Origin of the sequence: Micromonospora sp. NBRC 110009 (genome assembly GCF_030518795.1) — a bacterium.
Classification (GTDB): domain Bacteria; phylum Actinomycetota; class Actinomycetes; order Mycobacteriales; family Micromonosporaceae; genus Micromonospora.
The window spans coordinates 5,193,750-5,218,747 of record NZ_CP130427.1 but is presented as its reverse complement, the minus strand read 5'-3'; the positions used below and the strand labels follow the sequence as shown (position 1 = coordinate 5,218,747).

Genomic DNA, 24,998 nt, shown 5'->3' with positions numbered 1-24,998 from the left:
ACCGGGCTCTCCAGCCCCGTCCCGGACGGCCACGGCGCGTCCCGATGTCTGGCCAGCTACCCATGCCTTCTGCCGGCAAACGCCCGATCCGGTGGTATTTGCGGCGGATGGCCGCGGCCGCTCAGGTCGGCTCGCCCGGGCTGGCATCGGCCGCCTCCGGCGGCGATCCGGGCGCCGCCGGCTCCGGTGGGCGCGGTCCGCCGTCGCCTTCGGGGCGCTCCTGCCGCCGGCGGTCCCGCCGCCGCTCGACGAGGGCGGCGACGAGCAGCGACCCGGCGGCGACGGCCCGCCCCCACCGGCGCAGGGCGGCGCGCAGCGGCCCGGGCGGCGGAGGCGGGGGCGGGCCCGGCACCACGACCCGGTCGACCCCCGGGTACGCGAGCCGGGACGCCGCCACCGCCTCCTCCTCCGACCGCACGACCCGGTTGCCGGTGAGGACGACACCGGCGGCCTCGTCGACGTAGCGCCACCGCCACAGCTCGCCGTCCGGCCACAGCTCGATCCGCTCTCCCGGCCGGTCCGGCGCGGGCGTCTCCGACGCGCCCTCGTCGGCCGCCGGACGCGGCGTCCGCCGGCCGGCCCGGCGCAGGTCGGCGCGGGTGAGCGCGCCGATGGAGGCGGCCCCGCCGCCACGCAGCGCGCGCGCGGTCAGCAACGCGACCGCACCGGCCAGCAGGGGCAGCACCAGCACCAGGATCCGCAGCACCGACAGCACCTGGTAGACGGGCACCCGCAGCAGCCGCGCGATGATGTCGTCTCCGGCGGCGACCACGAGGACCGCGTAGAAGGTCAACGCGGTGACGCCGACGGCCAGCCGGACGGGATGGTCCCGCGGCCGGTCGAGGAGCTGGTGGGCGCGGCGGTCCCGGGTCCACAGCCGTTCGACGAACGGCCAGGCGTACAGGGCGAGGAAGGTGATCCCGCCGAGCACCACGCCCGGGAAGAACGGCCCCGGCACGAGGTGACCGGCGATGTGGATCTCCCACGGCGGGAAGAGCCGCAGGGCGCCGTCGCCCCAGGCGACGTACCAGTCCGGCTGGGCCGGCGCGGTGGACTGGGCCGGCGCGAACGGCCCGTAGAGCCAGACCGGATTGATCTGCACCAGGCCACCGAGGGCGAACAGCACCGCCAGCAGCCAGGCGAACAGCGCCAGGGTACGCAGCGTGTAGCTCGGCCACAGCCGGGAGCCGACCACGTTGTGCTCGGTCCGCCCCGGGCCCGGGAACTGGCTGTGCTTCTGCCGGACCAGGATGCCCAGATGCAGCGACACCAGGGCGACCAGGACCGCCGGCACCAGCAGCACGTGGCTGATGAACATCCGGGGGATCATCTCGTCGGAGGGGAACTCCCCGCCCAGGGCGATCGACGTCAACCACGTGCCGACGAGCGGGACCGACTCCACCACCGAGACGATGATCCGCAGGCCCATCCCGGAGAGCAGGTCGTCCGGCATGGAGTAGCCGGTGAACCCGTTGGCCAGCGCCAGGGTCAGCATGGTCACGCCGATCAGCCAGTTCAGCTCGCGGGGCTTACGGAAGGCGCCGGTGAGGAAGATCCGCGTCAGGTGCAGCAGGATCGCCGCCACGAAGACCAACGCGGCCCAGTGGTGGGTCTGCCGGATCAGCAGGCCGGCCCGCACGTCCCAGCTCAGCCGCACGGTCGACGCGTACGCGGCGGAGACGGTGGCGCCGTCCAGCGGGGCGTAGTCGCCGTGGTAGACCCGGTCGGCGGAGCTCGCGTCGAAGAAGAAGGTCAGGTAGACGCCGGTGAGGATCAGCGCCACGAACGAGTAGAGCGCGATCTCGCCCAGCATGAACGACCAGTGGTCGGGGAAGACCTTCGCCAGCGCCCGGCGGGTGAGCGGGGACAGCCGCAGCCGGTCGTCCAGCGCCCGGGCCAGCCGGTCGGTGATCACGGCCGGCTCCAGAAGCCGGCGCCGGGCGGGCCGGTGAAGTCGCCGGTGGCGCGCAGGAAGCCGTCCGGTCCGACCTCGATCGGCAGGCCGGGCAGCGGCCGGGCGGCCGGGCCGGCGATCGGGCTGGCGTCGGCCAGGAGGTCGAACGAGGACTGGTGACAGGGACAGAGCATCCGCTCGGCGCCCTTGAGGTACATCCGCACCGGGCAGCCGGCGTGGGTACACAGCAGCGACCAGACCACCAGGCCGTCGACGTGGCCGCCGGAGGGCTGCCGGGCGAAGCGTTCCGGTTGCAGCCGTACCGCGAAGGCGGGGCCGTCCCCGGTGTCGACCTGTCCCTCCGGGAAGACCCCGACCACGGCGCCGGCGGGCACGTCCCCGGGTCGCACCGGACGGCCGTCGGCGGTGACCAGCCGCACCCCGGGGGCCCAGGGGGTGTCCCGCCTCGCCCGGGCCGGGCGGGTCCGGTCCCACGGCAGCAGCGACCGCAGCGGGAACAGCGCCGCGGCACCGAGCGCGGTCAGCGCCAGCCCGAGCGCGGCCAGCAGGCCGCGCCGGCGGACCGGGCTGTCGGGTGCCCCCAGCTCGGCCGCGGTCAGCGCCTGCTCGTCCGGCGGCGGGATGAAGCCCTCGTGCTCCTCGACGTACCCGCCGACCGGCACGAGATGCCGTCCCCACTGCGCGAGTCCCACGGCCAGGCCGGCGAAGGCCACCGCGAGGCTGACCCCCTCCCAGCCGGGGCCGCCGTTCAGCCCGTACGCCACCACGAAGCCGACCGCCCCGGCCGCGCTGACCAGGAACGCCGTCACGATCCGGCGGCTGGCCGAGCGCTCGGCCGCCGGGGGACGCCGGGCGCTCACTCCCCCGCCTTCCGGCCGAGCCACCGGACGGCGGCGACCAGCAGCCCCAGCACCACGAGCCAGGCCACCAGGCCCTCGGCCAGCGGGCCCAGCCGACCGAGCGGGTTGCCGCCCCGGTCGAGCCGGGCGCCGCGCAGCCGCTGCACGTAGCTGGTCAGGTCGTTCACCTGCGCGTCGCTGAGCACCTGGGTGGGGAAGACCGGCATCAGCCCGGGACCGACCCGGACCGCCTCGGCGACCTGGGTCGGCGTGGCGTCGTACAGCGGCGGGGCGGTCCATCCGTTGGTCAGCGCGCCGCCCGCGCCGGTGCTCCCGTGGCACGGCGCGCAGTTGGCGGCGAAGAGTTCCCGGCCGGGGACCGGGTCGCCGGGCGCGACGCGCGGCACCGGTGGCCCGCCCCCGCCGAAGGTGGCCACGTGGTCCACCAGCGCGGCGACGTCCGCGGCGGAGAAGACCGGTTCGCCGCGACCGACCTGCGGCACCTCCCGCGACAGCGGCATCCGTCCGGTGGAGAGCTGGAAGTCGACCGAGGCCGCGCCGACGCCGACCAGCGACGGCCCGCGCTGCGCGCCCTGGCCCCGCTCGCCGTGGCAGCTCGCGCAGTGCTCCAGGTAGAGCTGGGTGCCCCGGTCCTCCGGCCCGGGTGACGGGGCGACGGTCGTGGGGGTAGGTGCGGGGGCGAGCGCCACCGGGCCGGCGGCGAGCACCAGCACCGCCCCCACCGCGAGCACCCGGCGCGGGTGCGCGACGGGCAGGCGTACGGCCGGTCGTGAGCGCCGCATCGGTCAGTCCAGGGTGTACAGGTAGGCGGCGATGTCCTGGGCGTCGATGGCGCTGACGCTGAGGTTCGGCATGGCGGTGCCCGGCTCCACGGCCTGCGGGTCGGAGATCCAGCGCCGCAGGTTGTCGGCGTTGTTGGGCAGTTCGCCGGCGATGTACGAGCGGGCGCCGAACCGGGTCAGCGGCGGACCGACCAGCCCGTCGGCCCGCTGCACACCGGGAATGGTGTGGCAGGAGCCGCAGCCGTACTGGGCGATCAACGCCGCACCCCGGTCGGGCCGTCCGGCGCGCGACTCCGGCGGCGGTGGCGCGGCGGACGACGAGCAGCCGCTCGCCGCGACGGCCGGCAGGCCGACCAGGAGCGCGCCGAGGGCCCAGAGCGTTCGGTTGAGCTTCATCGGGCCATCCCCTCCGATCCGGCCTCGACCGCTGGTCCGGCCACCCGCCTCGGGTCCGGGAGCAGGCCGCCGGGGCGGTCCCGACCCATCCGCAGCAGCCACCGCAGGAACACGCCCAGGGCCACCACCAGCGCCACCAGGTCCATCGGCGCCCACATCAGCAGCCCGGCGAGCTGCTGGTCGGTGAGCGGATCGGCGGCCAGGACCCGGGCCGGGTAGATCGGCTGCGGGGCGAAGGTCAGCACGGCGCCGAGCGCCGAGCCGGGCAGCATGGCGCCGACCAGCAGCAGCACGGCCACCGGGGCGGGCGTGCGGTGCCGGGCGGGGCCGAGCACCGGCGCCCAGAACAGCCAGGCCGCCGCCAGGAAGCATCCGTGTTCCGCGAAGTGCAGCAGCGGGCGGTCGACCGCGGCGACGTACGGGCCGGGCAAGTGCCAGAACCACAGGACGGCGGTCTGCGCCGCGCCGGCCACCAGCGCGAGAGTTGCCGGCCGACGCAGCCGGCGGACGGGCGCGGCCGCCCGCCCGCGGGCCAGCAGCCGGCGCAGCGACGGCGGCGCGGCCAGGCTCAGCGGGAGGCCGGCCGCGCCGGCCGCGAGCAGCGGCCCGGCGACCAGCAGGAGCAGCATGTGCTGGGCCATGTGCCCGGCGAGGGAGGCCTCGGCCAGCCGGTGGGCCGGCCCCTGGTCGGCGGCGAGCGCCACCAGGACCCCGGTGCCGAAGGCGGTCACCCGCCAGGCCGGCAGGATCCGGCCGACGCCGCGGCGGGACCACAGCTCCTGCACGCCTCGCCCGTATCCGGCGGCCAGGAGGCAGGCCGCGACGACCGTGAGCATGGTCAGCAGGGCCTCGCCGGTCGCGGCGGGCCCGGCCCCGTGGGCCCGGTCGAGGGTCAGCGCTGACATGGCGGCAGCACCAGCACGGCGACCCCGCCGAGCACGATGATGGTCAGGAAGAGCAGGTTCGCCCACACCCCCACCACGGCGAGCAGCCGGGACCGGTCGATCGCCCGGTCACCGGCCTCGCCCGACCGGGCCGCCGTGGTACGCCGCCAGGCCAGCGCGGCCACCAGCAGCGACCCCATGGCGACCAGGGCCGGGATCGCCACGGCCAGCCAGACGGCCTGCGCGAGCGGTACGGCGGAGACGGTCTCCGCGCCGGCGGCGCAGGCCAGCTCGTCCAACGGCCAGGCGACGAGCAGGTGCACCGCCCAGGCGACGGCACCGCCGAGCACGCCGTACCAGAGCAGCAGCCCGCCGGTGCGGCGGGCGCGGGCGTCGGTCCGGTCGGTCATCACAGTCGCGGGGAGAGGTAGATGGTGAACAGGATGGCGACCCACACGGCGTCGACGAAGTGCCAGTAGATGGCGGCGTTGCGCACCCGTTCGTGTCGCTGGGGGCCGAAGCTACCGCCGCGCAGGGAGGTGGCGAGCAACCAGCCGATCATGGTCAGCCCGACCAGGACGTGCAGCCCGTGGAAGCCGGTGACCAGGTAGAACAGCGAGCCGTAGACGTCGGTGGTCATGGTGAACTGCCGGAGCTTCTCGGCGTACTCGCCGACCAGCAGGGCCAGGAAGATCAGCCCGAGCAGCATGGTGGCGGCCAGCCCGCAGCGCAGCCGCCACCGCTGGCCGCGCCGGATGCCGTGTTCCGCCCACACCACGGGCAGACTGCTGGGCACCAGCACCGCGGTCATCACCAGCGGGGTGCGCAACGCCGGGGCGTCGATGCCGTCCGGGGGCCAGTGCGGGCCGTACTGGAAGCGGAGGTAGTAGTAGCTGCCGAGCAGGCAGGCGAAGAGGGTGGCCTCGGTGACCACGAACATCACCATGCCCCACCAGCCGGTCGACCGGCCGACGGGCAACTCGGTGCTCAACGCTTCCGCGCTGGTGGCCGCCACCACCGGGCCCCGCTGGGTCATGCCGACACCCCCGACTCCTCGTCCGGCCGGCGGGGCGGCCACAACCAGACCGCGATCGTCGCCACGACCACGACCACGGCACCGGCCGCCACCGGATACCAGGCCAGCAACATGGCGGTGAAGAAGACCAGCAGCGCGCCGGCGAGCAGCAGCGGCTTGAGGGTGGACTCCGGCATGTCCACCACCCGCTCGGGGTGGGCGTCCAGCTCGCTGGTGAACAGGGTGCGCCGCCCGTCGCTCAGGATGCGGTCCTCGGTCGCTCCCGCGCCGGTGGACTCGGCGGTGCGTTCGTCCCACGCCGGATGCAGGCTGTGCACCCGGGGAATGACCGGGAAGTTGTACGGCTCGGGCGGCGACGCGGTGGCCCACTCCAGGCTGTCGCCGTCCCACGGGTCGGGCGGGGCCGGCCGCCCCCGGCGCACCGCGTGCACCACGCCGACGAGCACCAGCAGCAGTCCGACCGCGAGCAGGTACGACCCGAGGGTGCTGACGAGGTTCCAGCCGTCCCAGCCCGGCTCGGTCCGGTAGGTGTAGACCCGGCGTGGCATGCCGAACAGGCCGGCGAGGTGCATCGGGAAGAAGGTGACGTGCATGCCGGCGAAGACCAGCCAGAATGCCCACCGGCCGAGCCGCTCGTGGTACATCCGCCCGGTGATCTTCGGCAGCCAGTAGTAGATGCCGGCGAGCATCGGGAAGACCGCGCCGCCGATCAGCACGTAGTGGAAGTGCGCGACGACGAAGTAGGAGTCGGTGACCTGCTGGTCGAACGCGGTCACCGCGAACATCGCACCGGTGAGGCCGCCCAGCACGAAGGTCACCACGAACCCGATGACGAACAGCAGCGGCACCTTGAGCACCAGCCGACCGAGCAGCATCGTCGCCAACCAGGCGAAGATCTGGATGCCGGACGGGATGGTGATGATCGAGCTGGCCGCGCTGAAGAAGCTGTAGGACAGCTGCGGCAGCCCGGTGGCGAACATGTGGTGCACCCACACCCCGAACGAGATGATCGCGATGGACACGATGGAGAGCACGATCAGCGGGTAGCCGACCACGCCGCGGCGGGTGAACGCGGGCAGCACCGCGGAGACGATGCCCAGCGCCGGCATCACGATGATGTAGACGTCCGGGTGCCCGAAGATCCAGAACAGGTGCTGCCAGAGCAGCACGTTCCCGCCGGCGGACGGGTCGAAGAAGTGGGTGCCGAACCGGCGGTCGAGGAAGAGCATCGCGTTGTCCGCGTTCAGCGCTGGCAACGCGAAGATCACCATGAACGCGGTGGCGACGATCGCCCAGACGAACAACGGCACCCGGTTGAGGGACATGCCCGGCGCGCGCAGCTTGAGCGCGGTGACGATGAAGTTGATCGCCCCGGAGGTCGTGGAGATGCCGAGGAAGAGCAGGCCGAGCGTGTAGACGTCCATGTGCAGGCCGGGATTGTGCTGCGCGCCGCTGAGCGGCACGTAGGCGAACCAGCCGTTGTTCGGCGCCGCCCCGAACGGCAGGCTCGCCCACATGAACAGCCCGGCGAAGAGGAACACCCAGTAGCCGAAGGCGTTCAGCCGCGGGAAGGCCATGTCCCGGGCACCGATCATCAACGGGACGAGGAAGTTGCCGAAGCCGAAGAGCATCGGGGTGGCGAACAGGAAGATCATCGCCGTGCCGTGCATGCTGAAGAGCTGGTTGTACTCCTGCGGCGACACGACGCCCGCCTCGGGTCGGGCGAGCTGGGTCCGCATCACCAGGGCGCTGAGCCCGGCCAGGACGAAGAAGAGCCCGGCGGTGACCAGGTAGCGCCGGCCGATCCGCTTGTGGTCGACGGTGCTGAACCAGGCCCGCAGGGAGGCGGGCTCGCCCCAGTGCGCGGCCAGGCGCGCCAGGTCGTCCCGGTCGATGCCGGTGGGTGTGCCGGTGGTGGTGGACATCGCGGCACCTACTCCAGCGACCGCAGGTACGCGATCAGGTCCGGCAGTCGGGCGGCGTCGACCGGCTGCGGCGGCATGGCGTTGCCGGGCTTGACCGTCTGCGAGTTGGCGATCCAGCCGCCCAGGTGCCCGGGGTCGTTGGGCACCGCCCCGGCGCCGATGCTCCAGCGGGAGCCGACGTTGGACAGGTCCGGCCCGACCCGCCCCTGCGCGGCGGTGCCCCGCACGGTGTGGCAGGCGGCGCAGGTGCCCTGTACGAACGCCTGCTGGCCGCGCCGTTCGGCCGCGGTGCTCGGCGTACGCGCCGAGGCGGCCAACCGGGCCCGCCAGGCGTCGAAGTCGGCGCGCGGCTCGGCCACCACCAGGAAGGCCATGTGGGCGTGCTGGGTGCCGCAGTACTCGGCGCACTGGCCGCGGTAGCTGCCGGCCCGCTCCGCCCGCAGCCAGGTCTCCCGGGTCTCGCCGGCGATCAGGTCCGTCTTCGGCATGAGCTGGGGCACCCAGAAGCTGTGCAGCACGTCCTCGGTGCGCAGGCGGACCCGGATCCGCTCCCCCACCGGGATGTGCAGCTCGTTGGCGGTGGCGCCGGAGGTGCCGTCGTACCGCACCTCCCACCACCACTTGTGGCCGGTCACCTCCACGGTCGGGGCGTCCCGGCCCGGGCCGGCGCCGAGCGCGGCGAGGTCGCGCAGGCCGACGCCGTACACGGCGACGAGGATGACGAACGGCAGCCCGGCTCCGGCGATCGTGACGAACCGCAGCGGCTGGCCGTGGCGGACCCGGGCCGCGCCACGGCGGAACACCAGCGCCCAGGCGAGCAACGCCATGACCTCGGCGAACACCGCCACGGAGAGCCAGAAGAGCAGCCACCACAGGCCGGCGACCCGGGACGCTCCGGCGCCGGCCGGGTTCAGCGCGGAGGGGGTGTCGCCGGCACAGCCGGCGAGCAGCAGCAGCATGGCCGACGCGGCGAGCAACGGGCGCGGCCGGGGCTGCCGTCCGGCCGCGCTCGACGTGGTCTGCGCTGGGGTCTCCACCGGGACGGACATTAGACCGGGTCAGCCGGTTACCGCCCTTTTATGGCGATACGGGGCATCGGGCGATTCACGCACCTTATGGTGGATGCGCACTTCCGCCCATCCGTCAAGCGCCAGCGCGGGCGCGGACAGGGAGATCATGTCAGCCTCCACGCTGGACCTTGTCGCGGACACCGCCCGAGGGGCCGCCGCGCGCCGCACCCTCGCCTGGCTCGCCGGCGGGCTGGCCGCGGCGGCGGCACTGGCCGGCGGCTGGCTGGCGCCCCCGGACCAGGTGCAGGGCCAGGCACAACGGCTGATGTACCTGCACGTGCCCGCCGCCTGGGTGGCCTACGCCGCGTTCGGCGTGGTGCTGGCCGCCAGCCTCGCCTACCTGATCGGCGGCGACCCGCGCTGGGACCGGTTCGCCCGGGCCGGCGCGGAGATCGGCGTCGTGCTCACCGCCGCCGCCATCGGCACCGGATCGCTCTGGGGGCACCTGGTCTGGGGTACCTGGTGGGCCTGGGACCCCCGACTGGTCAGCACCGCCCTGCTGCTGCTCGCCTACGCCGGATACCTGGCCCTGCGGCGCGCGCTGGGCGAATGGACCGGGGCGCGCGACGACGCCGACCCCCGGGTGGCCCGCCCGGCCGCGATCATCGGGGTGGCCGGATTCCTGCTCGTCCCCGTGGTGCACTTCTCCGTGGTCTGGTGGCGGTCGCTGCACCAGCAGGCGACCGTGCTCGCCCCGCAGCGCCCGCCGATCGACCCCCGGCTGGGGGTCGCGCTGCTGCTGGCCGTGGCCGCCGCGACCCTCGCCGCGCTCTGCGTCCTGCTGCACCGGGTGGTCCGGCTGGAACGTGGCTCGGCCACCGCCGCCTCTCCCGCCGCCCGGCGCCTGCCGGCCCGGGTCGGATGAACCGCCGCCGGGTGGGCGGGACCGCCCTGGTCGCCGTGCTGGTCGCCGCCGGCGGGCTGCTGGTCACCGCCGCGCTGCGCGACACCCTGACCTACTACCGCACCCCCGCCGAGGTGCTGGCGGACCCGGCCGCCGCCCGGGAGCGGGTCCGCCTCGGCGGTGAGGTGGTGCCCGGGTCGCTGCGCCGCGACGGCGACCTCGTGGTGTTCCGCCTGGGCGACGGCGGGCACGAGATCACCGTGCAGCAGCGCGGCATGCCCCCGGAGACGTTCCGCGAGGGCCAGGGCGCGGTCGTCGAGGGCAGCCTCTCCACCGACGGGATCTTCCACGCCGACCAGGTCCTGGTCCGGCACGGCAACGAGTACCGCCCGTCCACCGCCGGACCGGTCGATGCTCGGTGAGCTCGGCACGCTCAGCCTCGCGGCCGGGCTCGGCTGCGCCACCCTGACCGCCCTGCTCTGGCTGCGGGCGGCCCTCTTCGGCGCGCCCACCCGGCCGGCCCGGGCCGGCACCGCACTCACCCTGGCCGCCGCCGCCACCGCCTGCGCCCTGCTGGAGGTGGCGCTGCTCCGGCACGACTTCAGCGTCAGGTTCGTGGCGGAGAACGGCGGACGGCACGTGCCGCTGTACTACACGGCGACCAGTCTCTGGTCCGCCCTCGACGGGTCGCTGCTGCTGTGGCTGCTGGTGCTGGGTGGCTACGCGGCGCTGCTGGCACGGCGCGTGTACCCGCCCCGGCTGCACGCGTACGCGATGGTCGTCGTCAGCGTGGTCACCCTGTTCTTCTTCGCCCTGTCCAGCTTCGCCGCGAACCCGTTCCGGGCGGTCGACCCGGTGCCCGCCGACGGGCCCGGGCCGAACCCGCTGCTGCAGCAGCATCCCGCGATGGGGGTGCATCCGCCGTTGCTCTACGCCGGCTACGTCGGTCTGGTCGTCCCGTTCGCCTTCGCGCTGGCCGCGCCGCTGGCCGGGCCGGACGGCCGGGGCTGGCTGCGCGCCGCCCGACCCTGGGCGCTGGCCGCGTGGGCCGCGCTGACCGCCGGTATCGGCCTGGGCGCCTGGTGGTCGTACGCGGTGCTGGGCTGGGGCGGCTACTGGGCGTGGGACCCGGTGGAGAACGCCTCCCTGCTGCCCTGGCTGACCGCCACCGCGTTCCTGCACACCGGGCTGGCCCGCGCCGCCGGGCGGGCCGGTTGGCACACCGCGCTGGCCTGCGCGAGCTTCCTGCTGGTGCTGCTCGGCACGTTCCTCACCCGATCCGGCGCCGTGGCCAGCGTGCACGCCTTCACCGACTCACCGCTGGGCCCCCTGCTCCTCGGCTTCGTGCTGCTGGCGGTCGTCGGGTCGACCCTGGTGGTCGGGCGGCGCCCACCCACGCCGGCCACCCGCACCGGCCCCCCGCTGCTGTCCCGGACCACCGCGGTGCTGGTCAACGGGGTCCTGCTGGTGACGATCGCCGCGGTGGTGCTGATCGGCACGGTCCTGCCGCTGCTCTCCGGACCGCTCGGCGGCCCCCGCGTCTCGGTCGGGCCGGACTACTACCAGCGGACCGCGGTGCCGTTGGCGGTCGTGCTGCTGCTGGTCGCCGGGGTGACCCCGGCACTGCGGGTGCGGGACCGGGCGGCGGCCGTGCGCCGGCTCGTCCTGCCCACGGCCGCCGCCCTGGCAACCGTCGCCGCGACCGGGCTGCTCAGCCGCCCCGGACCGCCCGCGCTCGCCGCCTTCGGCGCGGCCGCGTTCGTGCTCGCCGGCCTGGCCGGCGAACTGGTCGAACGGCTGCGCGGGCCGGGCGCGTTCCGGCGGCCGTCCCGCCTGGCCGGGCTGGTCGCGCACGCCGGCATCGCCCTGGTGGCGGTGGGCGTCGCCGGGTCCTCGGCGTACGGCCGGCACACCGAGCGGACCATCCGGACCGGGGAGACGATCCGGGTCGCCGACGTGAGCGCGCGCCTGATCGGGGTCGACCGTGCGGGCGGCAGCGACGGCATGTCGGCCCGGGCGCGGCTGCGGTTGTCCACGGGACGCACCGCGACACCGGCCCTGCGCTACCACCCGGCCCGGGACACCGCCGTCACCGTGCCGGCGATCGACACCGGCCCGCTCCGCGACACGTACGTCACGCTGCTCGCGGTCGCCCCGGACAGCGGCAGCGCGACCGTACGGCTGGCGGTGAACCCACTGGTCGGGCTGCTCTGGGCCGGCGGTGGGCTGACCGCCCTGGGCGGCCTGATGGCGGCGGTCGGCGCGGCCGGTCCCCGGCGCCGGCCGACCGCGCCGACGGAGGTCGGCGCCACGCCCGTCGCGGCCGGCTCCGGAGCCGCCCGGTGATCCGCCGGCCGGCCTGGCTGCGGGCCGGGCAGGTCGTCGGGCTGGCGCTCACCGCGGCCGTCGGCACGCTGCTCGCCCTCGGCCTGCGCGCCCCGGCGACACCGACCACCGCTACGGCCACCGCCGGGCCACCCGCCCCCGCTCCCGCGCTGTCCGGCACCACCCTGGACGGCGGCCGCTTCGACCTGGCCGACGCCCGCGGACACGTGGTGCTGGTCAACGTCTTCGCGTCCTGGTGTGGCCCCTGCCGCGACGAGCTGCCGCTGCTGGTCGACGCCGAACGGCGCTGGTCCCCGCAGGGCCTGCGACTGGTCGGGCTGAACATCCGGGACGGCGCCGAGGCCGTCCGGTCGCTGCTCACCGAGACCGGGGCGACCCGGCTGACCGTGCTGCCGGACCCGGACGGGACCCGGGCGGTCGACTGGGGCGTGCGCGGCGTGCCGGAGACGTTCGTGATCGACCGGGCCGGCCGGATCGTCGACCGTCAGCGGGGCGTCGTCACCCGGGAGTGGCTGGAGCAGCGGGTGGGCCCGCTGCTGACCGGGTGAGCCGGCGGCGCGCCCTGGTGGCGCTCGTCCTCACCGCGCTGACCCTGGCCGCGGCCGTGGGGCTCGCCCGGTCCGCCGGCGACCACACCGGGCCGGACCCGGTCCGGGCGGTCGCCGCCGGACTGCGCTGCCCGGCCTGCCAGGGCGAGTCGGTGGCGGACTCCAACTCGCCGATCGCCGCAGCGATGCGGCAGGCGGTGGCCGACCAGGTCGCCGCGGGACGGGACCGCGCCGAGATCCGCCGGTGGTTCGTGGCGCGCTACGGCCCCGACGTGCTCACCGATCCGCCGGTCCGCACGGCGGAACTGCTGCTCTGGGGCGTACCCCTGCTCGTCCTGCTGGGCGGCGGGTACGCCGCCGTCCGGACGCTGCGCCCCCGCGCGCGCCGGGCCGCAGCCGGGCCGGCGCCGCCACCGGACCCCCGGGCCGCGCGGCGCGCCTGGCGGGCACTCTCCCTCGGGCTGGTCGCCCTGGTGGCGACGGTGGCGGTCGCCGCCGACCGTCTCGCCCGTCCCGCCGCGCCGGCGGCCGCCCCGGCCGACCCGGTGGCGGTCGCCGTGCAGCTGGCCGGTGACCTGGAGGCGCAGCACCGGTACGACGCCGCGGCCCAGCTGTACCGGGAGGCGCTGCGGGACCGCCCCGACGACATGCTGCGGCTACGACTGGGCTTCGCGCTGTTGCGCGCGGGCGACTCGGCGGGGGCGGCGGGAACCGCGCGGGAGGTGCTCGCCCACGCCCCGGACTCGCCCGACGGGCTGCTCGTGCTGGGACTGGCCGAACGCACCGACCGCCCCGCCGAGGCGGACCGGACCCTGCGGCGTTTCCTGGCCGTCGCCCCGCGACACCCGGCCGCCGCGGAGATCAGCCGGTTGATCGGCGGCGTCAGCGGCGGCGCCGGGACCGGGCCACCAGGTAGCCGATCACCAGACCCGCCCCCGCGGTGACCAGGGCGCGCGCGGGGCCTGCCGCGCGCAACCGGCTGAGCCCCTGCCGGGGGTCGACCACCGCGCCGGCCACGTCGCCGGCCGCACCGACCAGCACGTCACCCATCCGACCCATGCCCATCTCGTGCCGCCTCTCCTGTCCGCTCGCCGGCTGCCCTACCCGCCCGGAGCACAACCAAACGGCGCCCGGTGGCGCCCTGCCCTCAGCGCTTGCGAGCCCGCGCGGTGGCCCGGGCGTTGGCCTTCTCGATGGCCCGCACGAGGTCGTCCCTGGCCAGATCCGCCGGGTCTTCGATGCCGACCTTGCGGGCCACCGCCTCGAGGTGCCCCTTGCTGGCGTTGGCGTCCACCCCCTGCGCGGTGGGGCGAGGCCGCTCCTGCGCCGCGGGGGCACCCTGCGCCGCCTGGAGATCGGACGGACCCTTGTGCTCCTTGCGCTCCCAGTGGTCCCCGACCTTCTCGTACGTGTGCTTCAGCGACGCGAACGCGGTGCGATGCGCGCGCTCCCCGTCGCCGTAGGTCTGCTCGGCGGACTCGAGGGTCTTCTTGTAGGTCCGGACCGCCTTGTCCTCGGACCGGGCGACGGTCGACGGCACCTCGTGCCGCATCTCCTCGGCCTGCTCGTGCTTGTCCGACACGGTGTCCTCCAGAAGCGGTCGATCGCGGACGCGCCTCAGCGCCGGAGCTCGTCCTGCGCGGCGGACGACCCGGCCGGCACCACCCGTCCGGCGGTGGCCGACACGGCGTCCCGGACCTCGTCGGCCAGCCGCGCGGAACTGCCTCCGGCGGCGCGTAGCTGGTCCAGTCCCACCCGACCGAGCAGCACCGCGGCCAGCAGGTAGCCGCCGGTGAGGCCGGCCGCGGCCAGTCGGCGCGGCAGAAAGCTCTCCAGCATGCGCAGCGCCGTCGTGGACGCGGCTCCCACGCCCAGCACGGCACAGCCGCCGGCGGCGGCCAGCAGGACGAAACCGAGCCCGGCCGGGCGGGCCGCGTCCGCGAGCTGGCTGCGCACCGCGCGTACCTCCGCGCGGACCACCTCGGCCACGTCCTCGGCCAGGCGGTCGGCCGGGCTGGCCACTCGCCCGGGTCCTGCCGGTTGGTTCGCGGCGGCACCGCCCATCGCGGCCCTCCCTCCGCTCGTAGCAGTGCCGGTGCCTACCCGCGGAGCGCGCCGGCATGCGCGGATGCGGCACTCGGTCCGGGCCCGGCGGCTCAGCCGGTCTGGTCGAGGTGGTCGTGCCAGACGGCCGCCGCCTGCTCGTGCGACTCGACGCCGGCGAAGAAGGCCTCGGCCACGGCCCGCTGGTCCGGCCCCGCCACGCCGGTGACCTCGATGAACTTGGGCCGGTGCACGGCGAAGCCGGCCGGGCTCTGCTGCGGGCGGTACGGGACGGCGAGGGTCAGCGACCGGGCGCCGGCATGGTCGACGGCCTTGACGATCAGGGCGTCGGTGCGACCGGTGTCGAGGTGCAGGTAGCCGTCGACCACGAGCACCGCGCGGTCCGCGTCGTGTCGGTTGCCGCGCAGCGCCTCCTGGCCGGCCCGCGCGGCGTCGGCGAGGTCGTCGGCGGCGAAGCGTTCCATGCCGCGGCTGCCGTCGGACTGTTCGTAGCCGAGCAGCGGCACGAGGGTCTGGCCGTCGGAGACGCACCAGATGCCGTGCGCGGCGAAGAAGCCGGCCAGGTGAGCGGTGTCACGCATGGCAGGCAGCATGCCAGCTCCGGGGCGCCGACGCCGCCCCGACCGGGCCGGGCCGGGCCGCCAGCGTGTGCCTGGCGGCCCGGCCAACGGTCAGTGCAGGCCGACCGGCACCGGCAGCTGCTCGCCCTGCGGGTCGTCGGGCACCTGCGACGGCTGCTTCCGGCGCGGCAGGAGCGCGGCCGGGATGAAGGTGAGCAGCACGAGCGCGAAACCGACCCAGAAGGTGGTGGCGAACGAGTGGGCCGCGAAGTCCAGCCCCTTCTCGATCAGCGACGGCGGCACCGGGAACTGCTGGGTCAGCTCCGGGCGCTGCTGCGTGGCGATAGCCAGGGCGGCCTCGGTGACCGGCTTGCCGCTCGGGTCCGTCACGCCCGGGATGGGCCGGGAGCCGTTCAGCTCGTTGGTGAGGATCACCGACATCACGGCCGCGCCGACCGAGCCGCCGATCTGCTGGAGGATGTTGACCAGCGTGGAGCCGCGGGCCACCTCCTGGGCGTGCAGGGTCTTCAACGCCGAGGTCATGATCGGCATCATCGTGGCGCCCATGCCCAGACCCATCACGAACAGCGAACCGCAGAGCAGCCAGTAGGAGGTGTGCGGGTCGACCTGGGTGAAGGTGAAGAAGCCGGCGGCGATGAGCACCAGCGCGAACGGCACCGTCCGGCCGACGGGCACCCGGTCGGCGAGCATGCCGGCGACCGGCATGGTGACCATGGCGCCGAGGCCCTGCGGCGCCATCAGCAGGCCGGCGGTCAGCGTCGACTCCCCGCGGATCTGCAGGAAGTAGCTCGGGAACAGCAGACCGGCGCCCATGAACGCGATGATGAACACGAACAGCGTGACCGAGGCGATGGTCAGGTTGCGGTTGGCGAACAGCCGCAGGTCCACCAGCGGATGCTTGGGCTTGAACGAGTAGAGGACGAAGCCCACCACGAGCGCGGCGCCGACCAGCACCGGCAGCCACACCTTGGTCTCGGCGATCGTGCCGGCCTCGGGCAGCGAGGAGATGCCGTAGAGGAACAGGGCCAGGCCCGGCGAGAGCATCAGCATGCCGAGGAAGTCGAACGACTCCGACGGCTCGGGATTGTCCTTGGGCAGGGCCAGCGCCGTGTAGACGAGCGAGATGACGCCGATCGGCAGGTTGATCAGGAAGATCCAGTGCCAGCTGGCCGTGTCGATCAGCCAGCCGCCGAGGATCGGACCGCCGATCGGGCCGAGCAGCATCGGAATGCCCAGGACGGCCATCAGCCGGCCGATCCGGTGCGGGCCGGCCGCCCGGGTCATGATCGTCATGCCGAGCGGCATGAGCATGCCGCCGCCGAGGCCCTGCAGCACCCGGTAGGCGATCAACTCGGTGATGGAGTCCGCGGTGGCGCACAACCCGGACCCGATGGTGAACAGGGCCAGCGCGGCCATGTAGAGCCGTTTGGTGCCGAACCGGTCCGCGGCCCAACCGGTGAGCGGGATCACCGTCGCCAGCGCGAGGGTGTAGCCGGTCATCGTCCACGCCACCCGGGCGTACGAGGCGCCGAACTCGGTCTGGAACGTCGGCAGCGCGACGCTGACGACCGTCACGTCGAGGATCGACATGATCGCGCCGAGCACGACGACGCCCGCCACCTTCAGCACCGCGGCGTCGAGTTTGTTCGATGTCGCGACAGCTTGCTGTGTCACTGAGAATCTCCTGTTTCGATCCGGCCGGGGTGGTGGCGGCGCCGCACCGGGGCGCGGGGTGATGGACGCCCGCTGAGCGAGGTCCGCAGGCAGCGTAGCCAGCGCCTCCGACAGTCGGCGCGCGGTTTATCGGACCCGGGGTCTCCGTGGGCCGGGTTCAGGCGGTCGCCCGGTAGTCGCGCGGGCTGACGCCATGCTGGCGCTTGAAGGCGGCGCTGAGCGCGAACGGGCTGCCGTAGCCGACCCGGCGGGCCACCGCCGTGAGGGTCAACTCGGTGTCCCGCAGCAGGTCAGCGGCGACCGCGAGGCGCCAGCCGGTGACGAAGGCCATCGGCGGCTCACCGACCAGTTCGGTGAAGCGGCGGGCGAAGGCGGCCCGGGAGACGCCGGTCGCGGCGGCGAGCCCGGCCACCGTCCAGCAGTGGGCGGGATCACCCTGGATCAGCCGCACCGCGGCGCCGACCACCGGGTCGGCGTAGGCGCGGTACCAGCCGGGCGGCCGCGCGCCGGGGCCGCCGAACCAGGTACGCAGCACCGCGATGACCAGCAGGTCGAGCAGCCGGTCCAGCACCGCCTCCCGCCCGGGCTCCGGGCGGTGCAGCTCCGCCGCGAGCAGCGCGACGACCGGCAGCTCGGCGTCGGCGGCGGGGAGCACCAGCAGGGGCGGCAGGGCCGCGAGCAGACCGGCGCCCACCGCGCCACTGCTGGCGTACGTGCCGGTGAGCAGGGCCGCCGCGGCGTCCGCCCGGGTGCCCCAGGTGCGCAGCCCGAGAGCCAGCGAATCGTTGAGGTCCTGCCCGCCGAGGGTGGTGCAGCGCTGGCCCGGGTGGATCACCACCTGCGGCGGCGTGTCCGGGTGGTCGGCCATGGTGTACGGGTCGGGCCCGCGCAGCACGGCGACGTCCCCGGGGTGCAGCGGCACCGGCTCGCCGGCGTCCGGCACCACCCAGGCGGTGCCCCGGACCACCGTGGTGACGCTGAGCGGGGCGGCGTCGCAGACCCGGATCGACCATGGCGGGTCCATCACGGTACGCAGCAGGAAGGCGTCCCGGGCCCGCAGCCCCCGGAGCACGTCGGCGAGGACGTCCATCGGGCGAGCCTAGACGCCCGCGTATGGGCCGGAGCGTCCCGGCCATGGCCGGCGCCGGTGGTCCTGCGCTGGAATCGATCCATGATCGAAGTCCGCGACCGGGGCGGTGCCCGGTGAACGCGCTGCGCACGGCCGTGCTGCTGCTGGCGACGGTGACCACGGGCCTGATGGCGGGGCTGTTCGCCGGCTTCGCGTACGCGGTGATGCCGGGACTGTCCCGGGTGGACGACCGGTCCTTCGTGACCGGCATGCGCGCCATCAACGCGGTCATCCTGAACGGCTGGTTCGCGCTCTGCTTCGGCGGCGCCCTGCTCTGCACGCTGGCGGCCGTGCTGCTGCACCTGCCCGCCGACCGGCGGACCCCGCTGCCCTGGCTGGTCGCCGCCCTGGTGCTCTACGGCCTCGTGCTGGCGGTGACGGCCGCGGTGAACGTGCCGCTCAACGACCGTCTCGCGGCGGGCGGCCCGGGGGCGGATCCGGGCGAGCTGCGGGCGAGCTTCGAGAGCACCTGGGTGCGCTGGAACGTGGTCCGGGCCGTGCTGAATACGGCAGCGCTCGGCTGCCTCGGTGGGGCGCTGCTGGTCGCCCGGTCCGTGGGCGGCTGACCGGCGCTGCCGGGGTCACGGCCGGGTGCGGAAGGTGGCCATCAGCTCGACCTCGGCGCCGCGGGACCGCTCGATGCGCCGGGCGAGCTCGCGGACCCGCTCGCTGGTGCCGGCGCGGACCTGGGCCCGCGCCAGGTCGGATGCCGTCCGCTGGTGCCTGCCGAGCACGTCGAGCAGCACCTCGTCGACCGCGCCGGGCCGGGCGGCACGCAGCCGGGCGAGCCCGGCCACGGCGTCGTTGTGGGCGGTGTGGTCGTGCCGGGCGGCGGCGGCCGCCGCGGACGGGCCGGCCTCGCGCAGCCAGCCGCGCATGGTGGCCAGTTCGTCGGTCTCGGTGACCTCGACGGCGGCGATCAGGGTACGGATCCGGGGGTCCGTCGCCCGGTCGAGCCCGAGCCGGACGATCTGCAGGGTCTGCTCGGTGTGCGCCACCATCATGGTCAGGAACAGCACGTCGATGCCGCTGGTCGCGGCGGCCGCCGCGGACGGGATCGCCGCGGAGTGCGGCGGCGCCGGTTCGTGGGCGCAGCCGGCGGCGGGCAGCAGGACCGCCAGCAGGGCGGCGGTGAGAACGCGACGCAGGCCGGCACTCCGATCGGGCACGGTGGGACGGGTGCGGCGCACGCCGGGGGTACGCCGCACCCGTGCGGTCAGAGCGGGAGCCACAGCGCGGGCACGTTGGGCGGTTCCCAGCCGGCGATCGCGGTGTGCGCCTGGCGGCAGCGGTACGTCACGCCGTTGTAGGTGACCAGGTCACCGACCTGGTACGCCCGACCGGCGGTCCAGGTGCCGCCCGGCGCGGGCGAGGTGGTCGGGCTGGGCGTCGGCGACGGAGCGGTCGGGGACGGCGTCGGAGTGGGGCTGGGCGTCGGACCGCCGCCGCCCGACCCGATCTGCAGGTCCACGCAGGAGTAGAAGGCGTTGGCCGTGTCGGCGATGTTCCAGATGGCGATGAGCTTCTGCCGCCCCGGGTATCCGCTCAGGTTGACGGTGTGCGACACGGTCGCCTCGGGCTGGCGGCCGCCGCCGTCGAAGGCGGCCACCCGGGTGTTCCCGATCCAGTACTCCCAGTTGGCGGTGGCGTGCCGGGCGGTGTTGACCCAGGTGAAGGTCACCGTGCTGCCGACCGCCGTGGCGGGCCAGTTCCGGCTGTCGTCGTTGAGCACGGCGAACTGGGCGATGCCGGCGTGGCAGCTGCGCAGACCCTTCGGGCCCTCGACGCTCTGCGGCTCGTACTTGATCTGGCCGCAGTCCGGGACCCGGTTCTGGGCGCAGAGCGCCTGCCGGCTGGGCGGTGCGGAGACGTAGCCGTGGGCCTGGGCGGGCGCGGCGACGGCCAGGGTGGCGCCGACGGCGCCTGTGGTGAGCAGCGGCAGGGTGAGTCTTCGACGCATGACGGGCACTCCTTCGGGCGGGAGAAGATACCCATGAACATAAATTAAACCTTGTTAACAGTAAAGACTCCTGTCTATACGTCTCGCGGCGCGAGCACGGCGGTGACCAGGAGCGGGGCCGGGGAGCCGCCCCTACCGTCGACCGCCGTCCATCGAGCCCGCCCGGCTCGGTGGGCGGCGGGGACGCGGGCGCCGGACATCGCCGTGGCGCCGGGTCGCCACCAGGTGCGGGCGGGTGCGTCGGGCCGCCGGCACGACCGGCGGGCGGCGGTCCGGCCGGGGCAGGAGCGACAGGATCACCGCGAGGAGGACGGTGGCGACGATGCCGTCGAGCCAGTAGTGGTTACCGGTGACGACGACCACCAGCAGGGTGACGAGGGGGTGCGCCAGCCAGAGCCAGCGCAGCCGCCCGGGGGTGACGGCCACGAGCGCGACGGCGACGGCCAGGGCCCAGCCGACGTGCAGGGACGGCATGGCGGCGTACTGGTTGCTCAGGGTGTCGGCCTCGGGTGAACCGTAGACGGCGGGCCCGTACCGGCTGCCGGTGTCGACCAGGCCGGTCAGCCCGGTCATCCGCGGCGGGGCGAGCGGGACGAGAACGTGCAGGGCCAGCGCGGCCGCGGTGAGCGCGGCGAGGGCGCGGCGGATCCAGCGGTAGTGCGCCGGGTGGCGGGCGTAGAGCCAGACCAGGCAGAGGGCCGTGGCCGGGAAGTGCACCCAGGCGTAGTAGCAGTTGGCCAGCCGGATCAGCAGGTCGTGGGCGAGCAGCGGGTGCTGGAGGAGGGCTTCGTCGGGCAGGTGGAGCAGGCGCTCCAGCCGCCACACCCGCTCCCCGTTGGTCAGCGCGGTGGATGTCCGGCCGGCCGCGGCGACCCGACCCGCCTTGTAGGCGAGGAACAGCGCCGCGACGAGCGCCAGTTCCCGGGCCGCCCGGCGTACCGGCCCGGACCGCCACCGCTCGGCGGCCGCCCGGCCGGACCCGGCCTCCGTCGTGTCCACAGCTCCTCGATTCGGTCACGGCCGGCGGGCACCGGCCCGCGCGGGCAGGGCCAGGGCCGCCGCCGGTGACGGCGACGGCCCTGGATGGCGCTGCGGCGTCAGCGGCGTACCGGATCCTTCGCCACGGGCTCGACGGTGACCTCGTCGAAGGGCGGCGCCCCGTCCACCGCGTCGGCCGCGACGGCGACCGACCGCCCGGTGTCGGGCAGGTCGAGGCTGGACCGCAGCGTGACCGGCTTGAGCAGCAGCGCGGCGATGATGCCGACCACCGCGATGGCCGCCGAGATGAGGAAGATGTGCCCGGTGGCGTCGCCGTACGCGGCGCGGACGATCTGCTGCACCGGCGCCGGCAGGGCGGTCAGGTTCAAGCTGCTGCCGCCTCCCCCACCGGAGGTGGGGAACCCGGCGGCGGCGAGGTCGTGGGTGATCCGGTCGGTGACCCGGCGGGCCAGGACGGCGCCGAGCACGGACACCCCGATGGTGCCGCCGAGGGAGCGGAAGAACGCGACGGTGGAGCTGGCCGCGCCGATGTCCTTGAGCGCGACGGTGTTCTGCACCGCGAGCACGAGGTTCTGCATGGTCATGCCGACGCCGACACCGACGACGAACATGGCCGCGCCGACCAGGACCAGCGACGTCTCGTGGTCGATGGTGCCGAGCAGGGCGAACCCGGCGACCAGGATGATCGACCCGGCGACGATGTACGGCTTGATCTTTCCGCTGGCGGTGATCAGGCGACCGGCGACGATCGACGAGAGCAGGACGCCGGCCATCATCGGGATGGTGAGCAGGCCCGCCTCGGTGGGGCTGTAGCCGCGGCCGATCTGGAAGTACTGGCCGAGGAAGACGGCACCGCCGAACATGGCCATGCCGACCGCGAGGCTGCCGAGGATGGCCAGGGCGGTGGTGCGCTCGCGGACGATGCCCAGCGGGACGACCGGCTCGGCCGCCCGGGACTCGACCCGGACCGCCAGGGCGAGCAGGAGCACTGAGCCGCCGACCATCGCGGCGGTCTGCCAGGAGAGCCAGGCGAAGGAGGCGTCGACGAAGGAGATCCAGATCAGCAGCAGGCTGACGCCGGCCGCGATGAGGGTGGCGCCCAGGTAGTCGATCTTGACGTTCGCCCGGCGCACGGTGGGCAGGTTCAGGGTGAACTGCAGCAGGATCAGCGCGACGACGGCGACCGGTACGCCGACGAAGAAGCACCAGCGCCAACCGAGCCACGAGGTGTCGACGATGAGGCCGCCGAGCAGTGGGCCGCCGACCGTGGCCAGGGCCATCACGCCGCCGAGGTAGCCGTTGTAGCGGCCGCGCTCCCGCGGCGGGATCATCGCCGCGATGGCGACCTGGACGAGCGCCTGCAGGCCGCCGACGCCGATGCCCTGGAAGGCACGGGCGGCGATGAGCTGGCCGGCGTTCTGGGCGAAGCCGGCGACCACCGAGCCGGCCAGGAAGACCACGATGGCGGCCTGGATCAGGATCTTCTTGTTGAACAGGTCGGCCAGCTTGCCCCAGATCGGGGTGGTCGCCGTCGCGGTGAGCAGGGTGGCGGTGACCACCCAGGTGTACTGGGTCTGCGAGCCGTTCAGCGCCCCGATGATCTTCGGCAGGGCGGTCGAGACGACCGTGCCGCTGAGCATCGCGACGAAGAGCACCAGCAGCAGGCCGCTGAGTGCTTCCAGGGTCCGGCGCCGGCTCATCGGCGCGGCGTCGGCCGGTACGGTGGGTGCGCTCATCGCGCGTCCTCCAGGTTGTCGTGGCGTGCGAGGGCGACCTCGAGGTCGCGGGTGAACCGGCCGAGCGCGGCGGACAGCGCCGCCACCTCGCCGGGGGTCCAGTCGGCGAGCGCTCGGGCGAGCACCTGGCCGTACCAGTCCTGGGTGTCGGTCAGGGCGGTCCGGCCCGCCTCGCTGAGGGTGAGGCGGCTGGCCCGTCGGTCGGACGGGTCGGCGTGCCTTTCCACCAGACCGTCCGCCACGAGGGCGGCGACGGCCCGGCTGACCGTGGACGGGTCGAGCCGGGTGCGGTCGGCCAGTTCCCGGGCCTGGCACCCGGTGGCACAGCGGTCGATGTGCCGGAGCATGCCGACCAGCCCGGGTGGGACGGCCGGCCGGTGGTGCGCCCGATGCTGCTTGAGCAGCCGCACGCCGGTCAGCAGGTCGTACAGCCGCATGCCGAGTTCGCGGGTGGCGGGGTTCACGATCCTCCTCCGGGCCAGCGTTGGTTGCCCCAAGCAATCATCAACGAATCTTGCGCACTGTGCAACTTTGCTCGTTGAGAAACGGATCACGTATGCTGGGCGGCATGTCAGAGGCGACCGGGCTGCGGGAGCGCAAAAAGGCGGCCACCCGGCTCGCCCTGCACGAGGCGGCCCTGCGCCTCGCCGCCGAGGAGGGCCCGGACCGGGTCACCGTCGAGGCCATCGCCGACGCCGCCAACGTCTCCCGCCGGACCTTCTCCAACTACTTCTCCAGCAAGGAGGAGGCCCTCTTCCACGGCGACACCCTGCGGCTGCGCCGGCTGCTCGACCTGCTCCACGACCGGCCAGCCGACGAACCGCCGTGGACCGCGCTCCGCCAGGCCGCCCTGCACCTGGCCACCGAGGGGTACGACGACAGCGCGATGACGTGGCTGACCCGCCGCCGCCGGCTGCACGGTCACCCGGGGCTGCTCGCGCACCAGGTCGCCGCGTACACCGCGATCGAGCGGGAACTGGCCGGCGAACTGGCCGCCCGCCTCACCGGGCCGGATGCGACGCTGCGCTCCCGGATCCTGGCCGCGACCTTCCTGGCCACCCTGCGGGTCGCCGTCCAGCACTGGATCGAACACCCCGACCGCCCGCTGGTCGACACCCTCCGGACCGCGCTCACCACGGCCGCTCCGGCACCGGCCACGACCGGCTGAGCCGGGCGACGAACGCCGCGCGGAACTGTCGGAGGGTCCGGCTAGCGTCGTGCCGTGGTCACCGTCGACGACGTCCGCGCCCTGGCCCGGACGCTCCCCCGCACCAGTGAGCGCCTGATCCACGACCGGGTCAAGTTCCGGGTCGGCCGGATCGTCTACGTCGCCTTCTCCCGGGACGAGCGGAGCATGGGCTTCGGCTACCCGAAGGAGCAGCGGGACGGGCTGATCGCCGCCGAGCCGGAACTGTTCTTCCTCCCCCGCCCGTCGGACCTGCGCTTCCACTGGGTCTGCTGCCACCTCGACCGGCTGGACCACGAGCAGATGACGGAGCTGGTCACCGAGGCGTGGCGGATGGTGGTGCCGAAGTTCCTCGCTCGCGAGCGGCTCGGCGGCTGAGCCCGCACGGGGTTCGGTGAGAGCGGTCTCACGCCGTACGGTCCGGGCATGAGCAGCGCGACGACGCCGCCTCCGTCGACGGCGACCATCCGGCCCTACCGCCCCGCCGACCACGACGCGGTCTACGACATCTGCGTCCGCACGGCCGACGCGGGCGACGACGCCCGGGGGCGGTACGCCAGCGACGATCTCATGCCCGACCTGTTCGCCGGCCCCTACCTGCACCTGGAACCGGAGCTGGCGTTCGTGCTGGAGGACACCGGCCGGGTGGTCGGGTACGTCCTCGGCACCGCGGACACCCCGGGCTTCGTCCGCGCCTACCGCCGGGAGTGGATCCCCCGGCTGGCGGACCGCTACCCCGAGCCGGCCGGCGCGCCGCGCACCCCGGACGAGGAGATGCTCGCCCTGCACCACCGCCCGGAGCGGCTGCTGCTGCCGGAGCTGACGGCCTACCCTGCCCACCTGCACATCGACCTGCTCCCCGGCCACCAGGGGCGCGGTCACGGCCGGCGACTGCTGGAGAGGTTCCTGGCGGCCGCCGCCCGGGCCGGCGCGCCCGCCCTGCACGTCGGCATGGTCACCGCCAACGTGCGGGCCCGCGGCTTCTACGACCGGCTCGGCTTCCAGGTGATCCCGGTGCCCGACCCGGGGCCGCTCACCTACCTGGGCCGGTCCACCGGCTGAC

29 protein-coding genes are annotated in these 24,998 nt (G+C 74.7%); 9 read left to right on the top strand and 20 right to left on the bottom strand.

Annotated features, from left to right (window positions below):
- Nucleotides 1-121: 121 nt before the first annotated feature.
- The 9 genes from qcrB to coxB are packed head-to-tail and all read right to left on the bottom strand — an operon-like array spanning nucleotide 122 to nucleotide 8,835.
- Complete coding sequence (qcrB, locus tag Q2K19_RS24790) at nucleotides 122-1,915, bottom strand: cytochrome bc1 complex cytochrome b subunit (protein ID WP_302764170.1); 1,794 nt, start codon at nucleotides 1,913-1,915, stop codon at nucleotides 122-124.
- On the bottom strand, nucleotides 1,912-2,775 hold the full coding sequence (locus Q2K19_RS24785; protein WP_302764169.1) for a ubiquinol-cytochrome c reductase iron-sulfur subunit: 864 nt from the start codon (nucleotides 2,773-2,775) through the stop codon (nucleotides 1,912-1,914). Before Q2K19_RS24785 ends, qcrB begins: the two co-directional genes overlap by 4 nt.
- Complete coding sequence (gene qcrC / locus Q2K19_RS24780) at nucleotides 2,772-3,557, bottom strand: cytochrome bc1 complex diheme cytochrome c subunit (RefSeq protein ID WP_302764167.1); 786 nt, start codon at nucleotides 3,555-3,557, stop codon at nucleotides 2,772-2,774. The genes Q2K19_RS24785 and qcrC overlap by 4 nt, the downstream gene beginning before the upstream one ends.
- 3 nt (nucleotides 3,558-3,560) lie before the next feature.
- Nucleotides 3,561-3,953 carry a c-type cytochrome gene (locus Q2K19_RS24775; RefSeq protein ID WP_302764165.1) on the bottom strand — a complete coding sequence of 131 codons (393 nt, stop codon included), beginning with the start codon at nucleotides 3,951-3,953 and terminating at the stop codon, nucleotides 3,561-3,563.
- On the bottom strand, nucleotides 3,950-4,858 hold the full coding sequence (locus Q2K19_RS24770) for a cytochrome c oxidase assembly protein (protein WP_302764164.1): 909 nt from the start codon (nucleotides 4,856-4,858) through the stop codon (nucleotides 3,950-3,952). Before Q2K19_RS24770 ends, Q2K19_RS24775 begins: the two co-directional genes overlap by 4 nt.
- Complete coding sequence (locus Q2K19_RS24765) at nucleotides 4,846-5,247, bottom strand: hypothetical protein (protein WP_302764162.1); 402 nt, start codon at nucleotides 5,245-5,247, stop codon at nucleotides 4,846-4,848. The genes Q2K19_RS24770 and Q2K19_RS24765 overlap by 13 nt, the downstream gene beginning before the upstream one ends.
- Nucleotides 5,247-5,873 carry a cytochrome c oxidase subunit 3 gene (locus tag Q2K19_RS24760; RefSeq protein ID WP_302764160.1) on the bottom strand — a complete coding sequence of 209 codons (627 nt, stop codon included), beginning with the start codon at nucleotides 5,871-5,873 and terminating at the stop codon, nucleotides 5,247-5,249. The genes Q2K19_RS24765 and Q2K19_RS24760 overlap by 1 nt, the downstream gene beginning before the upstream one ends.
- A complete protein-coding gene (ctaD, locus tag Q2K19_RS24755; RefSeq protein ID WP_302764159.1) occupies nucleotides 5,870-7,798 on the bottom strand; it encodes a cytochrome c oxidase subunit I in 1,929 nt (642 codons plus the stop codon). The genes Q2K19_RS24760 and ctaD overlap by 4 nt, the downstream gene beginning before the upstream one ends.
- Nucleotides 7,799-7,806: 8 nt before the next feature.
- On the bottom strand, nucleotides 7,807-8,835 hold the full coding sequence (coxB, locus tag Q2K19_RS24750; protein WP_302764158.1) for a cytochrome c oxidase subunit II: 1,029 nt from the start codon (nucleotides 8,833-8,835) through the stop codon (nucleotides 7,807-7,809).
- A gap of 139 nt (nucleotides 8,836-8,974) precedes the next feature.
- Here coxB and ccsA point away from each other — a divergent pair, with 139 nt between their 5' ends.
- The 5 genes from ccsA to Q2K19_RS24725 are packed head-to-tail and all read left to right on the top strand — an operon-like array spanning nucleotide 8,975 to nucleotide 13,550.
- Complete coding sequence (ccsA, locus tag Q2K19_RS24745; protein WP_302764157.1) at nucleotides 8,975-9,733, top strand: cytochrome c biogenesis protein CcsA; 759 nt, start codon at nucleotides 8,975-8,977, stop codon at nucleotides 9,731-9,733.
- 11 nt (nucleotides 9,734-9,744) lie between these two features.
- Entirely contained in the window at nucleotides 9,745-10,134 is a 390-nt protein-coding gene (locus Q2K19_RS24740) for a cytochrome c maturation protein CcmE (RefSeq protein WP_302764156.1), read from the top strand.
- Complete coding sequence (locus tag Q2K19_RS24735; RefSeq protein ID WP_302764154.1) at nucleotides 10,124-12,058, top strand: heme lyase CcmF/NrfE family subunit; 1,935 nt, start codon at nucleotides 10,124-10,126, stop codon at nucleotides 12,056-12,058. Before Q2K19_RS24740 ends, Q2K19_RS24735 begins: the two co-directional genes overlap by 11 nt.
- Complete coding sequence (locus Q2K19_RS24730; protein ID WP_302764152.1) at nucleotides 12,055-12,606, top strand: TlpA family protein disulfide reductase; 552 nt, start codon at nucleotides 12,055-12,057, stop codon at nucleotides 12,604-12,606. Before Q2K19_RS24735 ends, Q2K19_RS24730 begins: the two co-directional genes overlap by 4 nt.
- A complete protein-coding gene (locus Q2K19_RS24725) occupies nucleotides 12,603-13,550 on the top strand; it encodes a cytochrome c-type biogenesis protein CcmH (RefSeq protein ID WP_302764149.1) in 948 nt (315 codons plus the stop codon). Before Q2K19_RS24730 ends, Q2K19_RS24725 begins: the two co-directional genes overlap by 4 nt.
- Here Q2K19_RS24725 and Q2K19_RS24720 read toward each other — a convergent pair.
- From Q2K19_RS24720 to Q2K19_RS24695, 6 genes are all read right to left on the bottom strand, one after another.
- The gene (locus Q2K19_RS24720; RefSeq protein WP_302764146.1) at nucleotides 13,489-13,665 is read right to left on the bottom strand and encodes a hypothetical protein; all 177 of its coding nucleotides are present in this window, start codon (nucleotides 13,663-13,665) and stop codon (nucleotides 13,489-13,491) included. The two genes, Q2K19_RS24725 and Q2K19_RS24720, sit on opposite strands and share 62 nt — an antisense overlap.
- 88 nt (nucleotides 13,666-13,753) lie before the next feature.
- Complete coding sequence (locus tag Q2K19_RS24715) at nucleotides 13,754-14,158, bottom strand: ChaB family protein (protein WP_302772741.1); 405 nt, start codon at nucleotides 14,156-14,158, stop codon at nucleotides 13,754-13,756.
- A gap of 65 nt (nucleotides 14,159-14,223) precedes the next feature.
- On the bottom strand, nucleotides 14,224-14,628 hold the full coding sequence (locus tag Q2K19_RS24710; RefSeq protein ID WP_302764145.1) for a phage holin family protein: 405 nt from the start codon (nucleotides 14,626-14,628) through the stop codon (nucleotides 14,224-14,226).
- 134 nt (nucleotides 14,629-14,762) lie between these two features.
- Nucleotides 14,763-15,251 carry a hypothetical protein gene (locus Q2K19_RS24705; RefSeq protein ID WP_302764144.1) on the bottom strand — a complete coding sequence of 163 codons (489 nt, stop codon included), beginning with the start codon at nucleotides 15,249-15,251 and terminating at the stop codon, nucleotides 14,763-14,765.
- Nucleotides 15,252-15,341: 90 nt separating this feature from the next.
- Nucleotides 15,342-16,925: a DHA2 family efflux MFS transporter permease subunit gene (locus tag Q2K19_RS24700; protein WP_302764142.1), complete on the bottom strand. Its 1,584-nt coding sequence runs from the start codon at nucleotides 16,923-16,925 to the stop codon at nucleotides 15,342-15,344.
- Nucleotides 16,926-17,082: 157 nt separating this feature from the next.
- The gene (locus Q2K19_RS24695; protein WP_302764140.1) at nucleotides 17,083-18,015 is read right to left on the bottom strand and encodes an AraC family transcriptional regulator; all 933 of its coding nucleotides are present in this window, start codon (nucleotides 18,013-18,015) and stop codon (nucleotides 17,083-17,085) included.
- 113 nt (nucleotides 18,016-18,128) lie between these two features.
- On the opposite strand from Q2K19_RS24695, the gene Q2K19_RS24690 reads away from it, so the two are divergent.
- Entirely contained in the window at nucleotides 18,129-18,620 is a 492-nt protein-coding gene (locus Q2K19_RS24690; RefSeq protein WP_302764139.1) for an anthrone oxygenase family protein, read from the top strand.
- Nucleotides 18,621-18,635: 15 nt separating this feature from the next.
- Here the strand turns inward: Q2K19_RS24690 and Q2K19_RS24685 are convergent, their stop codons facing one another.
- From Q2K19_RS24685 to Q2K19_RS24665, 5 genes are all read right to left on the bottom strand, one after another.
- Nucleotides 18,636-19,223 carry a DUF305 domain-containing protein gene (locus Q2K19_RS24685; protein WP_302764136.1) on the bottom strand — a complete coding sequence of 196 codons (588 nt, stop codon included), beginning with the start codon at nucleotides 19,221-19,223 and terminating at the stop codon, nucleotides 18,636-18,638.
- A gap of 47 nt (nucleotides 19,224-19,270) precedes the next feature.
- Nucleotides 19,271-20,014 carry a lytic polysaccharide monooxygenase gene (locus Q2K19_RS24680; protein ID WP_302764133.1) on the bottom strand — a complete coding sequence of 248 codons (744 nt, stop codon included), beginning with the start codon at nucleotides 20,012-20,014 and terminating at the stop codon, nucleotides 19,271-19,273.
- Between the two features lie 132 nt (nucleotides 20,015-20,146).
- Entirely contained in the window at nucleotides 20,147-21,013 is an 867-nt protein-coding gene (locus Q2K19_RS24675) for a phosphatase PAP2 family protein (protein ID WP_302764132.1), read from the bottom strand.
- A 98-nt stretch (nucleotides 21,014-21,111) separates the two neighbouring features.
- Nucleotides 21,112-22,749, bottom strand: a complete 1,638-nt coding sequence (locus tag Q2K19_RS24670; RefSeq protein ID WP_302764130.1) for an MDR family MFS transporter — start codon at nucleotides 22,747-22,749, stop codon at nucleotides 21,112-21,114.
- A complete protein-coding gene (locus Q2K19_RS24665; RefSeq protein ID WP_302764128.1) occupies nucleotides 22,746-23,213 on the bottom strand; it encodes a MarR family winged helix-turn-helix transcriptional regulator in 468 nt (155 codons plus the stop codon). Before Q2K19_RS24665 ends, Q2K19_RS24670 begins: the two co-directional genes overlap by 4 nt.
- A gap of 104 nt (nucleotides 23,214-23,317) precedes the next feature.
- Between Q2K19_RS24665 and Q2K19_RS24660 the strand changes: the two genes are divergently transcribed.
- Genes Q2K19_RS24660 through Q2K19_RS24650 form a run of 3 tightly spaced genes read left to right on the top strand, consistent with a single transcriptional unit; the run spans nucleotide 23,318 to nucleotide 24,997 of the window.
- Nucleotides 23,318-23,917: a TetR/AcrR family transcriptional regulator gene (locus tag Q2K19_RS24660; RefSeq protein ID WP_302764127.1), complete on the top strand. Its 600-nt coding sequence runs from the start codon at nucleotides 23,318-23,320 to the stop codon at nucleotides 23,915-23,917.
- Between the two features lie 54 nt (nucleotides 23,918-23,971).
- Nucleotides 23,972-24,313, top strand: coding sequence for an MmcQ/YjbR family DNA-binding protein (locus Q2K19_RS24655; protein ID WP_302764125.1), 342 nt, complete (start codon nucleotides 23,972-23,974; stop codon nucleotides 24,311-24,313).
- A 48-nt stretch (nucleotides 24,314-24,361) separates the two neighbouring features.
- The gene (locus Q2K19_RS24650) at nucleotides 24,362-24,997 is read left to right on the top strand and encodes a GNAT family N-acetyltransferase (RefSeq protein ID WP_302764123.1); all 636 of its coding nucleotides are present in this window, start codon (nucleotides 24,362-24,364) and stop codon (nucleotides 24,995-24,997) included.
- The last annotated feature ends 1 nt before the right edge of the window (nucleotide 24,998 follow it).

What these genes read in the sequence shown, in the direction of transcription:
- Q2K19_RS24735 (WP_302764154.1), top strand. Translation starts at nt 10,124, where the DNA reads ATGCTCGGTGAGCTCGGCACGCTCAGCCTCGCGGCCGGGCTCGGCTGC.
- Q2K19_RS24660 (WP_302764127.1), top strand. Translation starts at nt 23,318, where the DNA reads ATGTCAGAGGCGACCGGGCTGCGGGAGCGCAAAAAGGCGGCCACCCGG.
- Q2K19_RS24760 (WP_302764160.1), bottom strand. Translation starts at nt 5,873, where the DNA reads ATGACCCAGCGGGGCCCGGTGGTGGCGGCCACCAGCGCGGAAGCGTTG.
- Q2K19_RS24770 (WP_302764164.1), bottom strand. Translation starts at nt 4,858, where the DNA reads ATGTCAGCGCTGACCCTCGACCGGGCCCACGGGGCCGGGCCCGCCGCG.
- Q2K19_RS24775 (WP_302764165.1), bottom strand. Translation starts at nt 3,953, where the DNA reads ATGAAGCTCAACCGAACGCTCTGGGCCCTCGGCGCGCTCCTGGTCGGC.
- qcrC (WP_302764167.1), bottom strand. Translation starts at nt 3,557, where the DNA reads ATGCGGCGCTCACGACCGGCCGTACGCCTGCCCGTCGCGCACCCGCGC.
- Q2K19_RS24650 (WP_302764123.1), top strand. Translation starts at nt 24,362, where the DNA reads ATGAGCAGCGCGACGACGCCGCCTCCGTCGACGGCGACCATCCGGCCC.
- ctaD (WP_302764159.1), bottom strand. Translation starts at nt 7,798, where the DNA reads ATGTCCACCACCACCGGCACACCCACCGGCATCGACCGGGACGACCTG.
- Q2K19_RS24720 (WP_302764146.1), bottom strand. Translation starts at nt 13,665, where the DNA reads ATGGGTCGGATGGGTGACGTGCTGGTCGGTGCGGCCGGCGACGTGGCC.
- Q2K19_RS24680 (WP_302764133.1), bottom strand. Translation starts at nt 20,014, where the DNA reads ATGCGTCGAAGACTCACCCTGCCGCTGCTCACCACAGGCGCCGTCGGC.
- Q2K19_RS24695 (WP_302764140.1), bottom strand. Translation starts at nt 18,015, where the DNA reads ATGGACGTCCTCGCCGACGTGCTCCGGGGGCTGCGGGCCCGGGACGCC.
- Q2K19_RS24765 (WP_302764162.1), bottom strand. Translation starts at nt 5,247, where the DNA reads ATGACCGACCGGACCGACGCCCGCGCCCGCCGCACCGGCGGGCTGCTG.
- Q2K19_RS24705 (WP_302764144.1), bottom strand. Translation starts at nt 15,251, where the DNA reads ATGCGTGACACCGCTCACCTGGCCGGCTTCTTCGCCGCGCACGGCATC.
- Q2K19_RS24670 (WP_302764130.1), bottom strand. Translation starts at nt 22,749, where the DNA reads ATGAGCGCACCCACCGTACCGGCCGACGCCGCGCCGATGAGCCGGCGC.
- Q2K19_RS24715 (WP_302772741.1), bottom strand. Translation starts at nt 14,158, where the DNA reads ATGCGGCACGAGGTGCCGTCGACCGTCGCCCGGTCCGAGGACAAGGCG.
- ccsA (WP_302764157.1), top strand. Translation starts at nt 8,975, where the DNA reads ATGTCAGCCTCCACGCTGGACCTTGTCGCGGACACCGCCCGAGGGGCC.